Consider the following 25417-nt stretch of genomic DNA (forward strand, 5'->3'; position numbering starts at 1 on the left):
CCCCAGAGAGGCGCCGACCGACATCCCAAACTGAAACCGAAGCTACTTAGTGTAAATGAAAAGAGCATTCCAGCATGAAACCGAAGCTACTTAGCGTAAATGAAATTGCAGGTACAAGTCCCCGGCATTATCTTTGCCCTACACCACCCATAATGCTAATCAATGCCAGCCATGTCAAAGAAACACCTGCTGTTCATTACACTACTACTTTTATCAGTAACACACACCACATTCGCTCAGCAATCACCCACCGCCATTCCGATTCAATTTACTTTAAAACAAGCCGGTTACGTCACCCTTGTCATCGAAAACAATACAGGAACACGAGTGCGCAACCTGATCTCCGAAACATGGTTCCCTGACGGTAAGAACACTGTACAATGGGATGGCCTTGACGATCTCGGAAGAGATGCTGATGCAGCAAGACATGGTGTTTACAACGTTCCCGGTAAGATGGTCACACCAGGGCAATACAAAGTCCGCGGACTGGTAAGAGGCGCTATCAACGCGCACTACGAGCTCGCCACTTATTCGACCGGCACTCCTCCCTGGAGAACAGAAGATCACACTGGCGCCTGGCTCGCCAATCATACACCACCACAGGCAGCTTTATTCGTGCCTGCAACTGCCTCTCCCACCAAACAACCCGCCGTACTCTTAGGCTGTTACATCACTGAAGGCCCCGACGGCATGGCTTGGGTAGATATGAACGGCCGCAAACGGGGAGGCCGTACCTGGGTAGGCGGCGTCTGGACAGCTGCTCCCTTCATGGCCATGGATAATGGTCCGAAAGCCATTCCCGGCACGGATCTCTATGTAGCATCCGCATGGGAAACCAACAAACAATCCGGCATTGCGGAACTGCGCCTCAACGCATTAAGCGTCAACAAAAAGAACGACTACGACGTTAAACAGATCCTTAAATATACTCTCGGCGCAATTGCGCTGGATGATGTGCAGGATGCCATCTCCGGCATAGCAGTCAATAACGGTATACTCCTGATCAGCCTTCGTAATAGGAACCGCATTTTAATGGTCGATGTGAACAAGGGCAAGGTAACCGACAGTCTTCAGATCACCGCACCCGCCGGTATGTATTATGACGCAACAGGACGTTTGTTATTGCTTTCGGGGAATGATTTGCTGCGTTTTACAGGCTCCCCGCGTAACAGCAGGCCTGAAAAACTGATTGACAATGGCCTGGATGCGCCTTATGCACTCACGCTCGATAAAACAGGCAACATCTATATCAGCGATCGTGGTAAAAGCCATACAGTAAAAATATTCTCTCCTTCCGGCAAATACCTCCGCCAGATCGGTACTCCAGGTGCTCCTGCTGCCGGCCCATATAATCCGCAGCATATGAACAATCCTGCCGGTATCACCATCGATGCCCAGCAACAACTCTGGGTAACAGAAGCCGATTACCTGCCCAAAAGGGTCAGCGTATGGTCGCTCGATGGTAAACTGCTGCACGCCTATTATGGTCCTCCGAAATACGGCGGTGGCGGCACCCTCGATCCGCAGGATAAATCCCGCTTCTATTATGCGGACGATGCCCATGGCGCCATGGAGTTCTCTATAAACTGGCAGACGGGTACTTCTACCTTAAAGCAGGTTTATTACCGTCCGGACGCGAACGACCTGCCACTGGCATCCCGCAACGCGGCGCCGGAAACGCCGCTCTATTACAACGGACAACAATACTTCACCAACTGCTACAACAACAATCCCACCAGCGGCGCTCCTACCGCTTTTCTTTTCATCAGAAGAGAGGGTATTGCATATCCTGTAGCAGCAATGGGACAAGCATCGCAATGGGACATCCTGAAAGACGACGCATTTAAGTCATCCTGGCCCCAGGGCGTTAACCTTAATGCCCCCGGCGGTTCCAGCCAGGCATTCTTCATGTGGCAGGACCAGAACGGTGATGGCCGCGTACAACCCGGCGAAGTAAAATACCAGCAAGGTAAAACGGGCGGTGTCACCATCATGCCTGACCTGTCATTCTGCATCGCCAGGATCAACGACAAAGCCGTTCGCTTCGCCCCTACCGGTACCACCAGACAGGGCGTACCACTCTACGATATCAACAAAGGAAAAATACTCGCACAAGGCGTACAATCTCCTGCTTCCTCCGGTGGCGATCAGCTACTTGAAGGTCCCGACGGATGGAGTGTACTTACTTTAGGTACAAAACCATTTTCTCCGCTCTCTGTCAGCGGTACAAAGGATGGCACACCTGTATGGAGCTACCCCGATCTCTGGCCCGGGCTCCATGCATCTCACAATGCACCTGTCGCTGACCTCGCCGGACAACTCACCGGTACCACCCGTCTGCTGGGAGGTTTCTTCAATGTCAAAGGTAGCGATATAGGTCCTCTATGGGCCATCAACGGTAATCACGGTAACGTCTATATTTTTACTGCGGATGGTCTGTTCGTCGCATCCCTGTTTCAGAATATGAGAAGTGGTCGTATCTGGCGAATGCCTTCTGTACAAAGGAATATGTCGCTGGACAGCATCACCCTGGGTGAAGAAAACTTCTGGCCCAGCATTACAGCCACACAAGACGGCAAGGTATACCTGGTAGATGGCGCCCGCAGCGCCATCGTAAGACTGGACGGCATGGACAACATCAGTCGGCTACCCGACATGACCATCAATGTCAATCAGTCCTCTCTTAACAGAAGTCTTGCTGCGATAGCTGTTACGCAAGCCGCCAATCAGCTGGCAACGGGTCCGAAAACCTTACAGGTCAACATCCTCTCGCAAAAGCCTGTCATAGATGGTAAACTGAATGACTGGTCGTCCGCGGCCTGGGCCGACATCGACAAGAGAGGTGTAAAAGGATACTTCAACTCCAGTGCGCAACCATACGATGTTACCGGCGCACTCGCTGTCTCCGGTGGTAGGTTGTACGCCGCCTTTCGTACCGGCAATCCGCATCTGGCAGACAACTCCGGCGAAATGCCACAGGCGCCCTTCAAAACCGGTGGCGCCCTCGACATCATGATCGGCAGCGCCAACACCAAAGCCGATCCGAATCGCCGCACAGCAGTTGCCGGCGACTGCCGACTGCTCATCAGCGTCATCAACGGCAAGCCACAGGCCTTGCTCTACCGTGCTGTAGTACCTGGTACCCGCTCAGAAGACAAAGTGCCGTTCTCCTCACCCTCCCGGACTATCACTTTCGACAGGGTTGACAACATCACTGGTCAGCTCCAGTTTGCCGCTTCCGGGGGCGATTACGAGCTTTCTATCCCGGTATCGGCATTGGGCCTCCAACCCAGCGACGGACTCAAAATAAAGGGCGATGTAGGCATTCTACGGGGTGATAAAGGCGAGACTACTTCCCGCCTCTATTGGAGCAACAAGGCAACTGGTATCACTGCGGATGTACCTTCCGAAGCGCTGTTGTCGCCCGACTTATGGGGCACGTTCCAGTTCAGGAAGAAGTAAGGGCTACAGGCATCATTGCCAATGCACCTTCCGGGCAATGTGATTTCTGAAGAACCTCTTCCGGAAAAGTGAAGACGCCCTGGCTAATGACAGCACTTACCTGTTCGCTTCCCAACAAAGATTGTTCAGATCCGGACAAATAAACGCGCCTTCAAAGTATGTAAAGTGGCCATAAACAATGATTTGAAGGAGTGGCAACATTCTTGTGTCGTGGGAAGAAACAATCTGGCATGTTAAGCAACCATTTCAAGATAGCATGGCGCAGTATGGCCAAGCAAAAAATGTTTTCTGCCATCAAGATAGGAGGATTCTCTCTCGGTATAGCCGCCTGTTTGCTGATAGCCTTATATATCGGGCAGGAGCTTAGCTATGACCACAACTATCCTTATTCAGAACGCATTTGCAGGGCAATAATAGATTGGGGGAACCCTGATACCAGAAACACTTATTTTCCGGCGCCCTTTGCCGACGCTGTAAGAAAGGACCTCCCTGAAGTAGAACAGGCGGGCCGTATTTTAGATGGGGAACTTTTTGGAGCAGGCAGCAGCCAGATAAGGCCATCGGACAAACAGGACAACACCTATGAAGAAGGCGTCCTGTTTGCAGATCAGGAGCTACTGGATATATTGAAGATCCCTTTTGTGTATGGTGATCCTACCCATGCATTGAGTGAGCCTAATACAATCGTAATAACAAAACGTAAAGCAGATAAATACTTTCCCCATCAAAACCCGGTAGGCAAAACGCTCATCGTGAACGACAATACCAGCAAACCTTACCGGATAGGCGGCGTGCTGGAAGACCTTCCCACTACCTCTCATCTTCAGTTCGATTTCCTGCTTACCCTGAAAGGCGTTGAACTCTGGCCCGGCGAACAAACATACTGGCTGGCCAACAACTACCAAACCTATATATTACTTCGTCCCGGCACCGATATGGCAAAATTCCAGTCAAAGGTGGCGGCACTTAAGGATAAATACTTCCTTGCAAACGCGCAGAAGACCGGAGATAAAGCGATCATTGATATCGTAAAGAAGGTCAGCTTTTCCGTACAGCCATTAAAGGATGTTTATCTGAGATCTGACGGAATAAACGACGGCTCAATAAGTCATGGCGATATACGCCTGGTATGGCTTTTCGGAGCCATTGCCGGCTTTATCCTCATCATCGCCTGCATTAATTTCATTAACCTGTCCACCGCCAGATCTGCCAACAGGGCCAAAGAAGTAGGACTCAGAAAAGCAGTAGGTTCTGATCGCAAAAGTCTGATCAGGCAATTCCTCAGTGAATCTTTTTTATTCAGCTTTCTTTCCCTTGTCCTGGGACTGGTACTGGCATGGATACTCTTACCTTATTTCAATTTATTATCAGGTAAATCACTGGGGATTCCCTGGAGCGCCTGGTGGTTCGCGCCAATACTGTTCGTATCAGCAACAGTGATCGGCATACTGGCCGGTCTGTACCCATCTTTTTATCTGTCTTCCTTTCAGCCGATCCATGCACTCAAAGGCAAGGTCACACAGGGACACAAACCTTCCAATATGCGAAGTGCACTGGTTGTTTTCCAGTTCACCACCTCCATTGCACTGATCATCGGCACTTTCGTCATCTACCGTCAGATGAGATACATCCTCGATAAAAAGATCGGTTTTGATAAAGAGCACGTCCTGCTCATACAAGGCACCAATACATTAGGCAACAGAATACCCGCCTTCAAAAATGCGCTGCTGCAAGTCCCTGGAGTAAAAAGCGTCTCAGCCAGCGACTACCTGCCTGTATCAGGTACCAAACGGAACGACAACCTGTTCTCGATTGAAGGCAGGTCACAGCAAGATGGCCGCATCTCCGGTCAGTTATGGGCGGTTGATCATGACTACATCAAAACACTAAGCATGAACATTGTGCAGGGAAGAGACTTCTCTATCGACATGCGCACTGACTCACAGGCTGTCATCATCAATCAGACAATGGCAAAGCAGCTGAACCTGAAGGATCCGATCGGCAAGCGCATTACCAATAACGGCGCTACCTGGACCGTTATCGGCGTTGTAGCAGACTTCCACTTCGAATCGCTCCGCCAGGCTATCAGACCACTCTGCCTCATAATAGACAACAGTTCCTCTATCATATCAGTCAGAGCAAGTACTGCCAGCATGCACGATCTCATCGGATCGATCACGTCAGTATGGAAAGACTATGCGCCTCATCAGCCCATCCGATACACTTTCCTCGATCAACGTTTTGCCCGCATGTACACCGACGTACAGCAAACCGGCCAGATCTTCACCAGCTTCGCCGTACTCGCCATTATCGTTGCCTGCCTCGGTCTATTAGGACTCTCCGCCTTCATGGCAGAACAGCGCACCAAAGAAATCGGCGTTAGAAAAGTATTGGGTGCCAGTATCAGCAACCTGGTGATGCTCCTCTCAAAAGACTTCCTCAAACTGGTCGTACTCGCCATCATCATCGCCACTCCCCTTGCCTGGTACGCCATGGATCGCTGGCTTACAAACTTCGCCTTCCACGTCCACATCGAGTGGTGGGTCTTCATCCTGGCCGGCTTCATCGCAGTAGTCATCGCATTACTGACAGTATCCTACCAGTCAATAAGAGCTGCATTGGTGAATCCCGTGCAGTCGTTGAAATCGGAATAGGCAATAAATGACCAGCGATAGTGATAGGGATGGCGGCTATAACTGCGGACGGTTTGAGGTGGGAATCGCTGGCCTGAGTTCTTTGAAGTATGCCTATGCGACTTACCAGGGGTTTGATAGCATTCCCATCGCCCAACCGTCAAATAAATGCCCCATAGCAAGGAGCTTCAAAGAACTCAGCCAGTGATCCCACACTCAAACCGGATCGCGTAAGTCCAATCCGCCCCATCCTCCCAAAACACCAGAAGACAAAGAACTTCAGAAACTCAGTAGCCCACCTCAAACCGAACCGCATAAGCCTAAACACAAAAAAGCCGCATCCGAAAAGACGCGGCTCTCAAAAAACAAAAGAATATCACTCAGCCTTAAGACTCTTCACTGGATTCATCAACGCCGCCCTCACACTCTGAAAACTCACCGTCACCAGCGTCACCACCAACACTCCCACTCCTGCCACTACAAACACCCACCACGCCATCTCTGCCCTATACTGATACCTCTCTAACCATCTCCCCATAAAATAATACCCCACCGGCCCTGCAATCAAAAACGCCACTCCCACTAATCCCACAAAATCCTTCGACAACATCGTCCAGAGATTAAACACCGACGCACCCAACACCTTTCTCACCCCAATCTCTTTCGTTCGCCGCTCCACCATAAACGATGCCATACCGAACAACCCCAGACAACTAATGAAGATCGCCAACATAGAAAAGAAACCCGTCAGTTTCCCTACCCTCACTTCCGTTTCGAATTTCCTCGCATATTCAACATCTACAAACTGGTAGTCGAACGGCTGCTCCGGACTATACCGTTTAAATACTGATTCTATCTTCGCCAGCGCAGCATGTGCGTCCAGCTTCGGATGAATACGTATCAGCATAATACCCAGGTTATCCTTATTCAGATGAAAGAGCGCCGGCCTTACCGGCTGATATGGCGATTCCATGATCATATCTTTCACAACACCAATGATGGTAAAAGACATGTTGCCCCACTGCACGATCTCGCCTACAGGATCTTTTAATCCCATAAACTTCACCGCCGCCTCATTCACCACAAAGGCAGAAGAATCCGAAGAAAAGTCCCTTGAAAAGTCGCGGCCTGCTTTAAACTGCCAGCCCACAGCTTTACCATATCCTGAAGTGACAGCAACATTCGGCATGTCTATCGCCAGATTAGGATCTTTCCCTTTCCAGGAAATATCCCCATTCGTCTGCCAGACATTTGTAGCTGGAGTACTCGTTTCCGACATCTCAATAATCGCCCCACTATTTATCAACTCAGTACGTACCGCCTCAAAATGATCATGAATATCCGGTACATTCAGCTCCATGGTGATCAGTCCCTCGCGGGAGTACCCTACTGGTCGTGTCCTGGCAAACTGCACCTGCCGGAATACAACGATCGTCCCGATGATCAGTACCAGCGAAACGGTAAACTGCATCACCACCAGTATCTTTCGAGGTAAAGCCGCATTACGCCCCACACGAAAGGTACCTTTCAACACCTTCACAGGCTGAAAAGAAGAAAGGTAAAAGGCCGGATAGCTACCCGCCACTAATCCCGTCAGCAAAGTGACAACGATACCAGTCAACCAGAAGAGAGGATTGCTCCAGAGGATGGAGATCTTCTTATCAGCCACATTATTAAAAAAAGGAAGGATTAACTGTGTGATACCAATACATACCACAAACGCCAACGCCACAACGAGCAAAGATTCACTAAAGAACTGACCTATCAGCTGTGAACGAAATGAACCGATAGCTTTACGAATCCCCACTTCCCGCGCACGTTTCTCTGAACGTGCCGTACTCAGGTTCATGAAATTGATACAGGCCAGCAACAGTACAAACACGCCAATAATACCAAACAGCCAGACAAACTGAATACGCCCTCCGGAATTCACCCCGTTTTTAAATTCCTCATGCAGATGCCATTTACTCATCGGGTGCAGAAAAACAACCGGCTTAAAGCGCTTCTCCTGTTCACCAACATGCTCCGCTCTTAATTTAGCGATCTTCGCCGAAGCACTCGCCATATCTACGTTATCCGCCAGCTTCACATAAACCAGGAATGAATTAGATCCCCATATATCGCTACTGGTTTTCACCCAGGGTACATCATTTTTAACATAGACACTCCAGGGAGCAATAAAACCGATATTACTAAAGCTGGAATTATAGGGCAGGTCTTCGTATACACCTTTTACGATCAGGTTCTCTTTATTATCGAGCCGCATGGTTTTACCCATCGGATCTTCCTCTCCAAAATAAGCAGCAGCCGTGGAAGCAGACAACAAAATAGAAGACGGATCTTTCAGTGCATCCTGTGAACCGCGCAACATCTGAACATCCATCAATGCCGGTCCCGCAGGCTCCATGAATTTCCCGATCTTCCGCAGCTTCTTATCACCGACAGAAAGTACCTTATAAAAATCCCAGGAAGACATCACTACCTGCTTAAAGTCACTCCCATACTTTTCACGCAGCTCATCTCCCACCGGATAGGGCATCGTCTGCCAGGTATCCAGCTGTCCACCGAAATCCTGCGTCTGCATCAGCTGTGCAATGCGATCGTAGTTTTTGTTATACTTATCAAAGGAAAGCTCGTCCCATATCCACAGCCCAATCAGCATGGCCACCGCCATGCCTGCAGCTAATCCACCGATATTAATAAGGGAATACCCTTTGCTCTTCAAAAGATTGCGCCAGGCAATGCTGAAATAGTTCCTGATCATAATGGTATGGGTTGTAGGATCATCGGCATGTTGTCCGCTTTCGTAACTACAATGTCCATTAGCGGATTATCCCCAAAGTTCACCCCCGGGTTGTCCCAACCGAATCGCGTAAAGTCCAATCCACCCCCAATCCCAATAAACAACAAAAATCCCCCAAACATAGGAATTACAAATTTCATTCATATATTTGTAATGTTATATTTATATACTTCCGCAGTATATAAAACATTCAATTATAATACTATACCATATATCATCTTTATTCATTTACAACCTAGTTCAACATGCATATTGCATTTGTAATCGACCTTCTTGCATTTGAAGGCCTCGGCACCACACTCACTTCGCTCGTAAGAAACTGTGGGGACACAGAAAAATTGACACTTCACTTTATCTGTTCCGATGTAACCCCTAAGCATAAAAATAACATCCTACGCCTCCTGCAGGAAGAAGCATACGCCGGTAAAACGGAATTTCATGACTTCGATGCCCCGAAGAGATTCGGCCATCTCAACTCCCTGCACGGCAACTGGACTACATACGGTAAGTTCCTCATTCCTGAAGTCATCGATGCAGAATACGCACTCTATCTCGATGCCGATCTGCTCATTCTGCTTGACATCCTCTCACTGCAGGATATCAAATTTAATGACCACTTCCTGGCAGCCGCGCCAAGAGGCCCATTCAAAAATGCATTAGATGGAAAATTCCTGATGGAGAAATTAGGGGTTGACGGAGAACAGCGCTGCTTCAATGCAGGCGTACTGCTGTTCAATCTGAAGGTATGGAAAGAACGGAATATTGACCAGCGTATACTCGACCTTTTCGAACAATTTCCGCAGGAATTCCCATCGCACGACCAGACCATCCTTAACGGTCTCTCTGGCGGTAAATTCCATTACTTCGAAGGTCGCTTCAACAATATCTGGACGCCTGAACAACAGCCACCAGCACAGCTGGACAATGTGATCTTCCATTTCGCAGGAGCACCAAAACCATGGGACTTCCTCGGAAAGACGATCCACTCCGGTTATAGTATCTGGGCAGACTACGACACCAGCTTCTGGGATGCTCAATACAAAAAGCTTACGCTGGCGAAATTACACCGCAGCTGGAAGATCAGAAGATCCCTGGCAAAACATTTCCTGAAAAGATTCCGTGGCGCGAAAGCACCTGCTGTTGCGACTGCTGCTAAATAGTTACAAAAAGTAAAAGGGTGTATCAACAGTACGGTACACCCTCTTTTTCATTCGGGTACCCGACGGCGTCTGGTAGTCATTTAATTTAAGCGATTCCCAACGTCCAACTTACTTTTGAATTGTCCCCTTTCTATTAAAAGTGGTATGTTGTATTTTTTCTCTCCTCTTTTGTACTGGCAGGTATAAAGTTATCAGTTGTTATTTCTTCGTTCAAGCCCTTTATTTCCTCGTCAAGCGCATTTTCTCCATCTAAACCCTCATCATAGTCGTAGTCGTAGTCACTTTCTATATCCACACCAACAGCATCTTCGGTTTCATCAAGTTCGCCTTCACCATCATATTTCTCCTTACCTTTCCCCTCTGTCTCCTCTTCTACTTCCGCATCATCTTCTTCTTCCCACATATCCACAATCCCCTCTTCATAGATCTGTGCAACTTCATCATTAAGCGGGGAAAAATTCTTCTTCTCCATCAGCGCCGTAATATCCGTTATTGAGAAATTCTGGAAATTCACCGCTTTGGCCACTTCGGGATAAGACACATACATCTGAACAATATGGTTATGGATCATATTGGTAACCAGCTCTCCCGCAATTCTTTCAAATACCTTTTTGTCTGCTATCTTTCCGCTATCCATGTCAACAACCTTCGAGGCCAATAGATCAATATCAAGCCAGTTCAATGCCGTTCTCAGATTCAATGCATAAGCCTCTTCCTTGTCCGCCTCCTCTGAAGTATCATAAATCATTTTAATCGCAGCCAGATCAAAATGATCCATCAACTCAAGTTTCAATTCGGCTTTTGTTTCTTCGTCAATGGTTCCTCCTCCTCTCAATAAACGCTCTGTTTCATATAGTGATGCCTTTGCTTCTTTCTCTTTCCCTCCTTTTTCACCTTTGCTGTAAAGGCTCACCAGGGGAACTACATCGCGGAATTCGCCAAGATTGTAAGTGATGTTGTTGACCATGGCCAACATTTGAAAAGCAAGCATCTGTTTCCCTGCATCATCGGCGCCTTTATACTGCTGCACCAGGTTGCCGGCTTGCAGGGAATATAGATACAACTTTTTGTGCAGCTCAAAATATGTATGAAAGGCTAATGGTATGCCTTCATTTCTGGAATTATATGCGATGTTACCCGTATTGTTCATATGAAACTCCATCAGGTAATTGCCGGGCATATTAAGATATGCCTTTGTTACTTCGGTCAGGTAGTGTAATCCATCCTCAAGCGTCCTTCCTTCCAGCCCCAGCTCATAAACTGCGGCCTGAGAGGCATCTGCCGTTGTATGTTTGCCATGCATCTTGCCAATGAGCGATAAGGGCTGGTTGCCACGGATATACTTCACATTGAAAAACTTATTAGTGCCAGGATCAAATTCATATTTCACCATTCGCTGAACAGGCTTCTCCGATGTATTTCCTTTAGCGCCATCCCCCTTTTTCAACTGAACTGCAGCTTGTACACGTCCCTGTTGCCGCTGTACTACATGCCATGCCTCCGGCGCCGCATCCGCGGCCTCTCCCTTATTGCTTTCCTTTAACTGAAAAGGCGTTATACCAGCCTTTTCATCACCTGCAGACTTATTTCCATCAGGCAGTGGAAATGAATTCACTTTCCCGGCATGCTCATTATACATTTGTGCAATCCTTTCTTCCGATTGCTCTTCAGTCGGCGCCTTTTGAAGCGGTGGCACGGCAGTCTTCGATATCCCTGATATACTTTGATTAGATGTGGCAAAGGTTGAGGGAGAAGTGATAGTTTTGGTATTTCTGCTCTCGTAGGGCATAGCGGATGGCAGTATTTATTCCCTCTAATATACAACAGATAGGCTAAATATCCCTTTCCTCCGGAACAGATATCCCTGATCTGAGTATATCGCACGCTTTCAATTTTTACATTATCTTCGCACCACAAAATGGCCATATTCATACTGCCACGCAAGACGAAGTGTCGACTGTGATTTGATTGGCTGTTGATCCATTACAAAAATATCCTTTAGGAAACCATTTTTACCGTACAGCATCCAGCTGTTGTACCTATCGAAAAACCTTGCAATCCAATTCCCTTAAATGAAAACCATATGAACACAACCCGTGTCGTGACACGCAGGAGTATAACATTACTCTCCGCGCTTGTCCTCTCCATTATCATGACAGGTATGACTGGTACACCCGCTTTCTCCCAGAACTGGAGACTGGCCCAACCCACATACCCGACTACAGATGCTTTTGTCATCACCTACTCCGTTGCCGATTACGGCGCTACCGGCGATGGTGTAACCGATGTCACCAGCATCTTCCAGGACCGCCTCAATGCCCTCGGCGCTTTAGGTGGCGGTACATTGTATGTGCCTGCCGGCAAATACGTGATCCGTGGCACACTGCTCATTCCGAAAGGCATCACCCTCCGCGGCGAATGGCAGAAACCCACCAAAGGTCAGCCCATCAACGGTACCATCCTAATGGCTTACGCCGGTCGTGGCGATGAAAATGCCACACCTTTCATTACCATGCAAACCTCCGCTGCGGTGCGCGATCTGGCGATCTGGTACCCGGAACAACTACCGGATAATATCACACCTTATCCGCCTGCCATCATCTTCGGAGCGCCCAACTATTTCGGTAATGAATTCTGTAATGCGAAGAACGTCACTTTCGTCAACGCATATACAGGCATTCTCTTCTCAAGAACAAATGGCGGTACCTGCCCTGTCATCAATGGCATATATGGCACCCCATTGTCAAGAGGTGTGGAGATAGACAATATCGTTGACGTAGGAAGAATTGAGAACATCAACCTCTCTCCTGCCTACTGGTCGGGCTCCGGATTACCGAATGCGCCTGCTGCTGGTGGCTCCTACGCTAACTGGATCTACCAGAATGGTACCGGTATCGTAATGCGCAGAAACGACTGGTCGTACACCGCATTCGTGGACATCGAAGGCTATGCGATCGGCTTTCATGCCACGACTTCTATTCCAAGCGCGCCAGCGATCCCTAACGGACAGAACTACGCCATGACCTTCACCAACTGTAAAACAGGTATCTATGCTGAAGTAGTCAGCAATGTAGGTATCATGTTTGCCCGTTGCACAACGGTCAACTGTGCCACCGGTCTGGCCATTGGTGGCGGTTCTTCTACCAATGGCGCTTTACAGCTGCATACCTGTACCTTCGGTGGATCTATTGACGCTATCAGCGCCGTTCCTACCTGTGTGGCCAGGATCATGCTGCAACAGTGTACCATCACCGGCGGTAATGTAAACATTGGTGGCGGCACCTTTGCAGCGTCTGACTGCGACTTCAATAACAAAGCTCCGCAGATAGTATTAGGCGCTAATGCAAGAGGTATCATCACCGGCAACCGTTTCAAAAATGGCGTGAACATCGAGAACAATTCACTCTATACTAACGCCATCGATCACACGCCGCTGACACTGAAGAAACTGCCTCCATTCCCGACCATCACACAGCCTACACATAAACCATCCCGCCAGGTATTGTATCTCGCTACTGCAGCGCCCTTCAATGCCAAACCTGATGGTGTCACCGACAACACGACCGCTATCCAGAACGCACTGACCAAGGCAGGTACAGACGGTGGTGGTATCGTATTCCTGCCTCCCGGAAAATATAAAGTGACCGGCCACCTCACCGTGCCTACCAACGTGGAACTCAAAGGTGCTGCGGATAATAGTACCACGCCTACAGGTCCCGGCGCCGTACTGGAACCTTACGCTGATAAAGGCAATCCTAACGGTCCGCCTTTCATTAAATTATCAGCCGGTAGCGGACTACAAGGCATCACCATCAACTACCCGGAACAACTGGCTTCCCTGGTGCCTAACTTCCCCGTATATCCTTACACCATACAGGTAACGGGCAGCGATGTCTATATCATCAACGTCGGCCTCCGCGCCGTATACAACGGTATAGATATGTTCACTTATCAGTGTAATAACCACTATGTGGACTGGCTCACCGGACACGTATTCCACAATGCCATTAAAGTAGGTGGTGGTACCAGCGGCGGACAAATATCCAACACACAATTCAACACCATCGCATACGCAGCAGGCGCCGAATCAAAATTCGGTAGCTGGCCCAACTCACCACAAGGTGATAACTCTGCCATCTACTCCTACCAGCTGAACAACATGGATTTTATCATCCTCGGCAACGCACAGAACGAAATCCTCTACAATGATTTCGTATACGGTGCACACCACGGACTGATCCTCGCCAATGAAGGCGGCGGCGCTTCAGGCATCAGTATGGGCCTCGGATTGGATGGTACCAAGAACGCGATCAGCTTTGAGAAAATGGGCGCCGGTGGATTTGACTTCATCAACAGCCAGATCGTAGCCCTGAACAACAACCAGGACACCTCCACCAGCTATCTCAATACCACCGGTACCTTCAATGGTCAGATCAACCTGTACAACTCTGACTACTGGGGTAATCCAGCCAGATCGATCGTATCAGACAATGGCTCGATCAACCTGCAATCGGCCAACTTCGCGGAACCTGGCTTCCAGAACTGGGGAGTCATCCGCAATGGTTCACTGAGCCTGCACAACTCTACCATCTGGCCGGTAGGCACCTTGCTGAATGCCGGTGCAGAACCTAAACTCTCTGCACAATCTTCCATCGTCGACAGCGCCAACATCGATGCATACAAAGCCGCGCTATGGAAAAACAACCTGGGTAATATCTGGGCTGTTTCTGTAGCTGGCGCGATGGACAGGCAAGGCTGGACAGCCTCCGCTTCTGTCAATACCAATAACGCTAAGAATGCGCTCGACAGCAACTCCGTCACCCGCTGGGATACCCAGGGTAGCCAGGTAAACGGACAAACCTTCACCGTCGACATGAAAACTGTCAATACCATCAACAGGATCATACTGGATGCTACCGACAGTCCTTCCGACTCCCCTGCCGGCTACAGCGCTTACATCTCCAATGATGGCGTTAACTGGGGCAGCCCTATTGCATCAGGTACCGGTCAGCAGGGCATGACGCTGATTACCTTCCCTGAAAAAGTGGGTCGCTATATCCGCATCGTACAGACAGGCTCCAAAGGCAACTACTGGTCCATCCATGAGTTCTATGTATTCGGCCGGGTGAACGTTGCCAGCGTAAGCGTAACACCTTCCTCAGGAAGTCTCAACATTGGCGGCACGCAAAAACTAACCGCTACCATCCTCCCTGCCAATGCTACCAACAAAGCGAAGACCTGGACTTCCTCCAACCCGGCTATTGCTACTGTTGATACCAGCGGCAAAGTAACTGCCATCGCACCCGGCACCGTTACCATCACTGTCACCACCGTAGACGGCAACAAAACTGCCAGCTGCATCGATACCGTAAAAGCGTCCATCAACGCCTATGGTGGCACACCTGCTGCCATTCCCGGCAAAATTGAAGCAGAGAACTTCGACAACGGCGGACAAGGCATTGCTTACTCAGATGCCGACCCTGCAAACAACGGCGGCTTATACAGATCCGAAGGTGTCGACGTAGAAGCCTGCAGCGACGGCGGCTACGACGTAGGTTATACCGCTGCCGGTGAATGGTTGAACTACACGGTAAACATCACTACACCCGGTACCTACACGCTACAGGTACGCGTTGCTTCCCCTTACGGCAGCAGGCGCCTGCATGTAGAACTGGACGGTGTAAACATTTCCGGTACCATCAACATTCCTAACACCAACGGCTGGCAGACCTACCAGACACTGACTGCTACCACACCAGCCCTTACCACCGGTATTAAAACATTGCGTATCGTGATGGAAACAGACGGCTTCAATGTTGACTACATCTCCCTAACCCGGACCGGTACAACAACGACAGCCAAACAAACCAATACCACCGCTGATATCATCGCTTACCCTAACCCGGTAACCGGCAATCAGTTGAACCTTCAACTGGTCAACCACGCAGCCGGCAAATACCATGTCATCCTGTTCAATTCACTGAATCAGCCTGTATTCACCACCGCCATCAATGTGAGCAAGGCAACCAGCACCTACCCGCTGTCATTGCAACACACATTGCCGGCAGGCTATTACATGCTGGAAGTGATCGATCAGAAAGGCACCCGTGAAGTGAGGAAGATCATTGTTCAGTAAGGTATTGCTTCGTCACAAGGCAATATCAGGAAAGATTTAAAGGCAGTTTTGAGGCATGTATACGGGACACAAAATCGTGTATACAAGATGCAAAACTGTGAGGGTGAAATGCAATCCCCGGGGTCATAAATACATGGTCCCGGGGATTGTTATATCGTTACAAATATATGGTTCGAATGGGGTTTGAAATTCGGCGTTGGGGGTATCATCGTGGTCCCCGGAGTTTTCAACCCCGGGCTACAAACACTAAGACCCCTGACGGGGCCTATCAGCGCGAATGATCACGGTTTAGTGTGTTGGTTTGACACTGTCTTGATACCGCTTTGATACCGCTAATCCTGCGTTGATCTTACGTTCATGAACGTAAGATCAACGCAGGATTAGCGGTATCAAAGCGGTATCCAAAAGCATACACCCCCTGTTATCAAACCTCTAAATATTTACTTCGCCAGATCCCACACCTTCAGCGTCTCCACCATCACCTTCCCCTTTGCAGAAAACAAAGCACACCCCGTCGCCTTCTCCCCCGGGAATATCAACGTCGTCAACACCCGCTCCCCGCCATTCACAAACACTTCCAGGGAAGATTTATCAAACAACACCTGCAACCTAATCTTCCCCTCAGCCGGCTTAACGCTCACCTTATCCATCACCACACCCTTTTCATTCGCAATATAAAGCTCTTTATGGGCCTTATTATATCCAACGATTATCTCAGTCCCATTGGCAACATTCTGCCCTAATTTAAGCCCGAATTCCTCTCCTGTGCCCGGTATAAAAGTCACATCTATCCAATTCGCATTTGAACTAAACTGCTTTCCCTTATTCAACGGCATCTCCCCATCAACCTCCACCTGTTGCTTTACCAGCTTTTTAGATGCCGGCAGCTTCTCCAACGAAGCATTCAACACCGCTGCAGGCTGCTGATACAGTCGCACACCTTCCGGTGTTGACTTGAGCAGTAAATCCCTCGCGATGGACATCTGGCCCCGCCATGGATAAGTTGGTGTTTCAAATGGCATCAGCCAGCCGAGCATCGTATGCCGACCATCCGGCAGGTTGTTGTAAGGAATCGCCGCATAGAACGTCCTCCCATAATCCACGAACTGCTGATGCTCCGCCGGATTATCATTCTTAAAGGTTTTACCATCAAAATCGCCAATGAAATACTGCATTCCCGTAGCCGCATCCTGGTTCCCGGAAGAGATCATGATCAGCCATTTCTTCTTCGCAGGATCTCCATCTACATAGAGCGGCGTCAAAGACGGGCATTCCCAGATCTTACGGGTATCCCCCTGGTTGCCAAACTCACTCAGCAAGTCCCATTTCTTAAGGTCCTTTGAGCTGTAGAACTGTAACTTATGCTCATGCGGAACAGCTACTGTCATCACCCACTGCTGTTGCTCCTCCATCCAGATGACACTGGGATCACGGAAATCCTTTTTATGAATATCCACTACCGGATTGCCTGCATAGTTGATGAAGGTCAAACCACCGTCATTGCTATACGCTACAAACTGCGATTCCTTCTGCTGCTTTGGTTGATCCGCCGTATAAATAGCTACCAGCGGTGCCTTACCTTTCACGCCAAAACCGCTGGTATTGTTTTTATCCAGCACCGCACAACCGGAGAAGATCCAGGTCGTGGTATCTTTGGTTTCTATCTCCGGAATAGCTACAGGCAGATGTTTCCAGTTCAGCAGATCTGTACTGGTCGCATGTCCCCAGCTCATGTGCCCCCATTTGTTCTCATAAGGATTGTGCTGATAATAGAGGTGGTATACCCCATTCAGATAGATCAATCCATTCGGATCATTCGTCCAGTTCTTTGCGGGAGTGAAATGATACACAGGTCGCCACTGCGGAGTAGGAACCGCTTTTTCCTGGGCCAGCAAAGTGAATGGTAACAGGCATATCAGCCAGAATGTAAACAGTTGCTTATTCATAAAATGGACAATGTTTTTAATGGGCCGGTATCAATCACCAACCAGTATTTTGTTTATATAATCCTTTACTATAGTTCATCTGATTCAAAGGTACCGGCAGATATTCATCCCTTCCCTTCTTGAATGCAGCGTCAGCCAGATGCGGACTCCGGGTCTTCTCTACTGCAAAATAAGCATTCAGATATTCGGCCGCAATGCCCCAGCGTACAAGATCAAAAAAACGATACCCTTCCATGGCAAACTCAAGCCTGCGCTCCCAGCGAACAGCCTGTCTGGCGAAGTCCTGCGACCAGGTACAGTTGATACCCGGCTTGTAAACATCTATCTTGTAATTAGAAGTAAAGGAACCATCTGATTGTTTCAGCAACCCTGTACTATTGGCAGCCCTCGTCCTGATACTGTTTACCAACGCCAGCGCCTCATCCTGTCGGCCCAGTTCCACCAATGCTTCTGCTTTAAACAGCAGTACATCATCATAACGGATAATATCCCAGTTCTTGGAGCTCGACATAAAAGGAGGTATCTTCTGAAATGCCGCATCATTCGGCAATACAGCCTCCTTCAGACTCAGATAACTGCCATATACATCCGGAGCACGGGCCCAGGAACGCTGGTAGATAAAACCGGGATCATATTTGTAAGGATGCCCGGGTATCGCCACGGTATGATCCAGGCGCGGATCAAATGTATTGGTCTGAAAATCGCTGCCGCCGGTGATGTTCTTATCATTGAAGGTATTGAACATCGGTAATCCCGAAGCATCTGTTTTAAACGCATTGATCAGGTTATAACTGGGAGAATGGAATCCGCAGCAACCGTAATCTGTATTCATCGGATAATCCAGCGCATGCCCGTAGTCCAGCCTGCCCTTAGGCGTTCCATCTTCTCTGGAATACTGGATAGCAAAGATCGATTCTGCGCTGTTCTCGTTAGCAGCTTTAAAGTTATTCGCAAAGTCACTATTCAGCTGATAACGTCCGGAGCCGATCACCTCATCACACAATGCAACGACCTGTTGTAAAGCAGCCGCGTCCACGCCGGTCACCGTATTATTCTCATCCTGCTTATAAGCCTGGTATAACAGCGTTTTAGCCAGGTAAGCCTTTGCAGCAAATTTATTCACCCTGCCTATCTGTGGCTGTGTAACAGGCAGGTTATCTGCCGCAAATTTGAAATCATCAGCGATCTTCGTCCACAGCTCATCATTGCTCAAGGCTTTATTGGCAATAGTCGGATAGTTTTCCTTCGCTATTGTTTCATCGATATAAGGTACATATTTGAAAAGGACCTTCAGCAGGAAATAGTAATGCGCACGGAGAAAACGCACTTCTGCCTGTCGCACTACCTTTTCAGGAAATGCGTCTTCACTGATGGCATTCAGACGAGCCAATGCATCATTCGTACGACCAATACATACATACAGGCGGAACCATAGCAGGTCCGTAAGATTATTATCCACCCTGTTCAATGCAAAGGTTTCATAAAAATGGTATTCACTGATATCACCTGCACCATCACCACCTTTATAAGCATCGCCACTACGCAGGTTACCGTAAGGCCACATACTGGAATAAGGTGCTGTATAGTGGTCATTGCCCAACGCAGAGTAAGCGGCAGTCACCATCTTATCTACGTTCTCAGGCGTATTCAGATCATCGCCAGACACCACCGCCTGTGGCGTCTGATCCAGGAAATTGCTGCAGCTGCCAAACAACAGGCTACAACAAGTAAACAGATATATGAAGCGTTTCATTGTGATCAAATTTAACAGGTACTAGAATGACAGGTTCAATCCTACAGTGCCGATAACAGGAATAGGATACGCATTATTAGGATTCTCCGGATCAGTAGCAGTAAAGCTTTTACTCTTAACAGTGAATAGATTACTACCCTGCAGATATACTCTCGCTGTCTGCAATTGCCTGCTGAACAAATGCCTGAAGCTATACCCCAGCTGGATATTCCTTAATTTCAGATAGGACCCTGATTCCAGGAAATAGGTAGATGTACGATTCTCATTGTTACGGTCTACCAATGTCAATGCAGGAATGGACGTATTGGTATGTTGGGGTGTCCATGCATCCAGGGTACGGTCACCCCAGTTAGTGCCTGTCCAGATGGAGGCAAAGTCAGTATAGGTCTTGTAGGTATTATACACCTGTATACCCTGTACACCCTGCAGGAAGAAAGACAGATCAAAGTGTTTATACTCCAGTGATACATTCAAGCCATAAGTAAAATCAGGATCTCCCTTACCGATATAATCCCTGTCTTTATCATTGATCTCTTTGTCGCCGTTCAGGTCTTTATAACGGATACGTCCTACACCTTTTCCGATCTGGTTGGCATGAGCATCCACTTCCTCCTGCGAACGGAAAATACCATCTGCCACATAACCGAAGGTAGAATTGATAGAACGTCCCAGGATAGTTTTATCCTGGCCATTACCGGGATAAGAAGTCAGTACTTCATCAGGCAGATAAGTGATCCTGTTCCTGTATGTGGCCACGTTGCCTGTCATGGTGAGTGTCAGTCCCGGAGCAACATCACCGGAATAAGTCACGAACGCTTCCAGGCCTTTATTCTCCATAGAGGCGCCATTCACATACCTGGAGCCACCTTCACCGATCACTGCCAGGTAAGCAGGATTGATCAGGATATCAGAAGTCTTCTTGATGAAATAATCCACCGATCCGGAGATGTGATTATCCATTAAACCGAAGTCAACACCCAGGTTCATTTCTTTCGTACTCTCCCATTTCAAGGCGGTATTGCCCTGCCTGATCAATGTATATCCGGAAGGAAGCTGACCGGTACCACTACCATTCAGATCGTAAGCGCTACCGCTGTCAAAGTCCCAGGTAGGATCAATACCATAGATAGCAGAATACAGTGTGTATGTAGCATTGTTAACAATCTCCTGGTTACCGCTTCTACCCCAGCCTGCACGCAGTTTCAGATCTGAGATAAATGGCAAGGCTGATTTTACTGCACCTTCTTCACTGATACGCCATCCCAATGAAAATGCGGGGAAAGTACCAAAGCGGTTCTCCTTACCGAAGCGGGAAGAACCGTCCCGGCGCAATGTTACAGAAGCCAGGTATTTGTTATCATACACATAATTCGCCTTACCGAAATAAGACAACAAGGTATATCCGCTACCACTGCCGCCATTATCTTTTTGTGTAGTACCGGCATCGATGTACGCATAATCTATATTCTCCAGTGCATATCCCTGCCGGCTGGCAAAGAAGTTCTGCGCCATGTATTTGATCTGTTCTTCTCCCAGCAGGAAGTCTACACGGTGCTTCTTTAATGCAACATTGTAAGAGAGGGTATTCTGCCATACCCAGTTGCCATTGTAATCCTGCGAAGTATTCACCTGGTTGGTCTTATCAGAAAGGAAACCGGAAGTGTAGGATTTACGGAGTACACGCTGGAAAGTACCATTGTAATCAATACCAAAACTTGACTTGAAATGCAATCGTGGAATGATCTCCAGGTCAGCATAAGCATTACCAAATAATCTTACGAACTGACTTTTATTCTGTTTATTATCTTCGATCAGTCGCACCGGGTTCTGCCTGTCGGTCATACCGGGCGCAGGACCGCCCCAGCCGCCATCTACAGAGTGTACAGGCACCACCGGCTGTTGTACCAGCGCTGCAAAAAGAATATCAGTTGCCGGCACCAATGCATCTTTGATATAAGTAGCAGATAGATTCTCTCCCATTTTCAATCTTCCTTTAAAGAAAGAATAGTCTGTATTAAAACGGGCGGTAAGCTTCTGCTGACGCGTATCACGCACGATACCCTTGTTATTATACATCCCTACAGAAAAGAAGGAATTACCTTTCTCTCCGCCATTGGTCAGTGAAATATTATAGTTCTGTAACAGCGAGGTTTGTGCGATCTCATCATACCAGTAAGTATCCGCCGGCTTCATCGTCTTCGCCGCGTCAATATATTCCGGTAGTACGATCTTGTTCAGCACAGGATTGTTATAATCACCATTCCAGTCGTACTGATAGATCTGGTTATTATTCGGATCTGAATGATCATTCACTGCCGCCTGCCAGTAAGCGCGTCCACGGCCTTCCGTATTCAGTGTCTTCAACTTTGTACTGTAATACTGTAGTGAAGAGGAGGCATCCACATTGATCTTACTAAACCCTTTCTTCGCTTTTTTGGTAGTTACGATAATGACGCCATTCGCCGCACGGGAACCATAAATAGTAGCAGAAGATGCATCTTTCAATACCTGTATTGATTCGATGTCATTCTGGTTCAGTTCCTGTAATCCGCGCTTGGTGGGAATACCATCTATCACGTACAAAGGATCATTGTTCCCCAGTGTACCAATGCCTCGAATCCTCACAGTAGCAGCGCTGTTGGGTGCACCATCAGAAGTGATCATTACCCCGGGCACCCTTCCCTGCAGGGCTTTCAGCGGATTACCCAATGGAATGTCTTTGATCTCAGCTACATTCACAACCGCTACAGCGCCCGTCAGATCTGCCTTTTTCTGGGTCTGATAACCCGTTACAACAATCTGGTTCAGGTCAGTAGCATTCTCTTCCAGTTCGATTGACAATACAGAAGTATTCGCAGGCACTTCCTGCGTCGTTGGTTTCATACCCAGATAGGTAAACGTGAGCGTCTCTCCGGGAGCCGCATTGATAGAGAAGTGGCCGGCATTATCTGTAATAGCGTTCGACTTGCCCGCCTGTACGGTCACGCCGGGTAAAGGCGTCTTGCCCTGACGACTGGTAACAGTACCCTGATAGAGCTTTTGTTGTGCTACGGCCAGTATGCTGAACAGCAGCATAGGTAAGAGGTAGAATAATCTTTTCATAATTGGAATTTTAGCTGATTGTGAAAATTGGTGGAATGCATTATTGTCCCGTGCTGACGTGTTCTTTCTTCCTGATGATCATGTCTGTTATTTCCTGCGGATCGTATTCCGGACAGCCTCCCGGTCTCGATGCTACCAATGCTCCGAGTGCATTGGCATACGCAAGACTGTATGCCGGTGTGTAACCCCGGATCTGTGAAGTAAGGAATCCCGCCAGGAAAGCGTCGCCACTACCGATTGTATCTGCTACTTTCACAGGCTGTCCTTCCTGGTAATAAAATTGTCCCTGTATATAACCCATACATCCTTTGCTGCCCAGCGTTACGATGATGGTAGTAATATTGAATCGTTCTGAAAGGGCCTGTATCCGCTCTTCCGCTGTTCCTGCGTTATTGTACCAGGAGGAGATCAGTTCCAGTTCGCCGATATTCAGCTTTAACAGATCACAACTAAACAGCAACCACTCCAGTGTTTCTTTCGTGTAATAAGGAGCGCGCAGGTTGATGTCCAGTACCTTGGTGGCACGCGATTGCAACGCCTTTTCCAGTGTATTGCGGGATACATCATTCCTTGCCAGCAGACTGCCATATACAAGGTATTGCAGCTCATCATTCCGAAGCATTGCTTCCAGCGCCGCATCCCAGCTGATATGATCCCAGGCAACCGGGTATACGATATCATACTGCATATCCAGTTTCTCATCCATACGGGCATACACCTTACCTGTGTCATATCTGTTGTCGCGCTGAATAAGATCAGTAGCAAGGCCGCGCTGCTGCATGATGTCCAGCAAACGTTGTCCGTGGTTGTCATTCCCTATCCTCGATACCAATACTACCCGCTGCGAGTGTTTATGCAGATGATAGGCCACGTTCAGTGGAGCGCCTCCCGGCAATTCCTGCTCCGGTAATATATCCCACAGGATCTCTCCCAGGCTCACGATGTTATAGTTTGTCATAGCTGTAATCAGAGTTTGATAAAATCATTTAGTGTACCACCATGGTCATCTCGATCTCTTCCAGTGTCCTGCCTTTCGTTTCAGGCATCCAGCGGAGTACGAACACCAGCTGCAACACCATCATCACGCAGAAGAAAAGGAAGATATGTCCGCCCCCGATGCGACTGGCCAGGTAAGGAAACGTGAAAGCAATGACAGCCGCCATGATCCAGTGCGTAAAGCTGCCCAGTGTTTGTCCCTTGGCGCGTACCTGGTTAGGGAAGATCTCTGAGATGAATACCCAGATCACCGCCCCCTGGGAGAAGGCAAAGAATGCGATGTAAATAAGGAGATAAGACACGACAGCAATACCGCCGATATGCATATAGAAAGACACTGCCACCAGTCCCAGTGTAGCAATCAGCCCGATGGTGCCTATCAGCATCAGCTGACGCCGGCCTATCCTGTCTATGAAGCGGATAGCAGTTAAAGTGAAAATGAAATTGACGATACCGATACCTACCGTAGAAAGCAGTGAAGACCCCTCGCCCAGACCAGACATTTCGAAAATACGAGGCGCATAATAGATGATGGCATTAATGCCAGATACCTGGTTGAACATGGCAAACAATACCGCCAGCATTACTGGTGTATTATACTTTGCCGTAAACAGCTTTTCACTTTGTACCTGGCTGACCTGTACCTGTTGCGACTGCCGGATGGTATCGATATCAGCCTGATAACCTTCCGGGTTGATTACCTTCAGGGTGGCAATAGCGGCTGGCTCCCTTAGGCCATTGATCAACAGCCAGCGGGGACTCTCAGGCACCCACTTCAGCAACACGAGGAACAAACCTGCAGGTACCGCCTGTACGCCCAGCATCAACCGCCAGGAGCTGTCGCCTGCCATACCGATCAGGTAATTGGACAGGTAAGATACCAGGATGCCGAGCACCACATTAAACTGGAAGAGGGCCACCATACGTCCCCGGTACTTTGCCGGCGATACCTCGGAGATATAAATAGGAGCCGTTACCGAAGATGCCCCTACTCCCAGTCCTCCAATAAAACGGCATAAGAGGAAAAGATACCAGTTGGTGGCCAGGGCGGTCCCAATGGCAGAGAAGAGGTAAATGGCTGCTACCAGTAAGAGCGTTGACCTCCTTCCCAGTCTGTCGGAAGGAATACTGCCTCCCAGGGCGCCGAATACCGTCCCTATTAAAGCAATAGATACCGTAAACCCATGTTGCACTTCCGATAAACCCCAGTATTGCTGAATAGACTGCTCAGCACCCGAAATAACAGCGGTATCAAAACCGAAGAGGAAACCACCCAGGGCCACCACAAAAGCCCAGAAAAACACCGTTTTATTAGTCATAACGCAGAATCGTTTATGACCCAAACCTACTCAATCACTCATGCCAGCCCTTACGACTCCGTCTCCATTACTATCAAATTTGTAACTTCTCTAAAAAACTATAATTT

At 48.5% G+C, this 25417-nt stretch carries 11 protein-coding genes; 4 read left to right on the forward strand and 7 right to left on the reverse strand.

Annotation, left to right across the window (positions count from 1 at the left end):
- Positions 1 to 171: 171 nt before the first annotated feature.
- The gene (locus BLR32_RS25085; RefSeq protein WP_089836099.1) at positions 172 to 3462 is read left to right on the forward strand and encodes an NHL repeat-containing protein; all 3291 of its coding nucleotides are present in this window, start codon (positions 172 to 174) and stop codon (positions 3460 to 3462) included.
- 230 nt (positions 3463 to 3692) lie between these two features.
- The gene (locus BLR32_RS25090; RefSeq protein ID WP_089835773.1) at positions 3693 to 6116 is read left to right on the forward strand and encodes an ABC transporter permease; all 2424 of its coding nucleotides are present in this window, start codon (positions 3693 to 3695) and stop codon (positions 6114 to 6116) included.
- Between the two features lie 355 nt (positions 6117 to 6471).
- Here the strand turns inward: BLR32_RS25090 and BLR32_RS25095 are convergent, their stop codons facing one another.
- Positions 6472 to 8859, reverse strand: coding sequence for an ABC transporter permease (locus tag BLR32_RS25095; RefSeq protein WP_089835775.1), 2388 nt, complete (start codon positions 8857 to 8859; stop codon positions 6472 to 6474).
- A 284-nt stretch (positions 8860 to 9143) separates the two neighbouring features.
- Here BLR32_RS25095 and BLR32_RS25105 point away from each other — a divergent pair, with 284 nt between their 5' ends.
- Entirely contained in the window at positions 9144 to 10058 is a 915-nt protein-coding gene (locus tag BLR32_RS25105) for a glycosyltransferase family 8 protein (RefSeq protein ID WP_089835779.1), read from the forward strand.
- Between the two features lie 133 nt (positions 10059 to 10191).
- On the opposite strand, the gene BLR32_RS25110 is transcribed toward BLR32_RS25105, so the two are convergent.
- Positions 10192 to 11847, reverse strand: coding sequence for a hypothetical protein (locus tag BLR32_RS25110; protein ID WP_143011578.1), 1656 nt, complete (start codon positions 11845 to 11847; stop codon positions 10192 to 10194).
- A 294-nt stretch (positions 11848 to 12141) separates the two neighbouring features.
- Here BLR32_RS25110 and BLR32_RS25115 point away from each other — a divergent pair, with 294 nt between their 5' ends.
- Entirely contained in the window at positions 12142 to 16194 is a 4053-nt protein-coding gene (locus BLR32_RS25115) for a carbohydrate-binding protein (protein WP_143011579.1), read from the forward strand.
- 440 nt (positions 16195 to 16634) lie between these two features.
- Here BLR32_RS25115 and BLR32_RS25120 read toward each other — a convergent pair whose 3' ends face one another.
- The 5 genes from BLR32_RS25120 to BLR32_RS25140 are packed head-to-tail and all read right to left on the reverse strand — an operon-like array spanning position 16635 to position 25310.
- Positions 16635 to 18140: a glycoside hydrolase family 32 protein gene (locus tag BLR32_RS25120; protein ID WP_089835785.1), complete on the reverse strand. Its 1506-nt coding sequence runs from the start codon at positions 18138 to 18140 to the stop codon at positions 16635 to 16637.
- A 34-nt stretch (positions 18141 to 18174) separates the two neighbouring features.
- Complete coding sequence (locus tag BLR32_RS25125) at positions 18175 to 19893, reverse strand: RagB/SusD family nutrient uptake outer membrane protein (protein ID WP_089835787.1); 1719 nt, start codon at positions 19891 to 19893, stop codon at positions 18175 to 18177.
- A 21-nt stretch (positions 19894 to 19914) separates the two neighbouring features.
- Positions 19915 to 22995 carry a SusC/RagA family TonB-linked outer membrane protein gene (locus BLR32_RS25130; protein ID WP_089835789.1) on the reverse strand — a complete coding sequence of 1027 codons (3081 nt, stop codon included), beginning with the start codon at positions 22993 to 22995 and terminating at the stop codon, positions 19915 to 19917.
- Between the two features lie 40 nt (positions 22996 to 23035).
- On the reverse strand, positions 23036 to 23953 hold the full coding sequence (locus tag BLR32_RS25135; protein ID WP_089835791.1) for a carbohydrate kinase family protein: 918 nt from the start codon (positions 23951 to 23953) through the stop codon (positions 23036 to 23038).
- A 28-nt stretch (positions 23954 to 23981) separates the two neighbouring features.
- On the reverse strand, positions 23982 to 25310 hold the full coding sequence (locus tag BLR32_RS25140) for a sugar porter family MFS transporter (RefSeq protein ID WP_089835793.1): 1329 nt from the start codon (positions 25308 to 25310) through the stop codon (positions 23982 to 23984).
- Between the last annotated feature and the right edge of the window lie 107 nt (positions 25311 to 25417).

Source organism: Chitinophaga filiformis (genome assembly GCF_900102545.1).
GTDB classification, from domain to species: Bacteria; Bacteroidota; Bacteroidia; order Chitinophagales; family Chitinophagaceae; genus Chitinophaga; species Chitinophaga filiformis.

Excerpts from the sequence above, each read along its gene's own strand:
- BLR32_RS25090 (WP_089835773.1), top strand. The coding sequence starts at position 3,693 with ATGTTAAGCAACCATTTCAAGATAGCATGGCGCAGTATGGCCAAGCAA.
- BLR32_RS25125 (WP_089835787.1), bottom strand. The coding sequence starts at position 19,893 with ATGAAACGCTTCATATATCTGTTTACTTGTTGTAGCCTGTTGTTTGGC.
- BLR32_RS25135 (WP_089835791.1), bottom strand. The coding sequence starts at position 23,953 with ATGACAAACTATAACATCGTGAGCCTGGGAGAGATCCTGTGGGATATA.
- BLR32_RS25105 (WP_089835779.1), top strand. The coding sequence starts at position 9,144 with ATGCATATTGCATTTGTAATCGACCTTCTTGCATTTGAAGGCCTCGGC.
- BLR32_RS25095 (WP_089835775.1), bottom strand. The coding sequence starts at position 8,859 with ATGATCAGGAACTATTTCAGCATTGCCTGGCGCAATCTTTTGAAGAGC.
- BLR32_RS25120 (WP_089835785.1), bottom strand. The coding sequence starts at position 18,140 with ATGAATAAGCAACTGTTTACATTCTGGCTGATATGCCTGTTACCATTC.
- BLR32_RS25115 (WP_143011579.1), top strand. The coding sequence starts at position 12,142 with ATGAACACAACCCGTGTCGTGACACGCAGGAGTATAACATTACTCTCC.
- BLR32_RS25140 (WP_089835793.1), bottom strand. The coding sequence starts at position 25,310 with ATGACTAATAAAACGGTGTTTTTCTGGGCTTTTGTGGTGGCCCTGGGT.
- BLR32_RS25085 (WP_089836099.1), top strand. The coding sequence starts at position 172 with ATGTCAAAGAAACACCTGCTGTTCATTACACTACTACTTTTATCAGTA.
- BLR32_RS25110 (WP_143011578.1), bottom strand. The coding sequence starts at position 11,847 with ATGCCCTACGAGAGCAGAAATACCAAAACTATCACTTCTCCCTCAACC.
- BLR32_RS25130 (WP_089835789.1), bottom strand. The coding sequence starts at position 22,995 with ATGAAAAGATTATTCTACCTCTTACCTATGCTGCTGTTCAGCATACTG.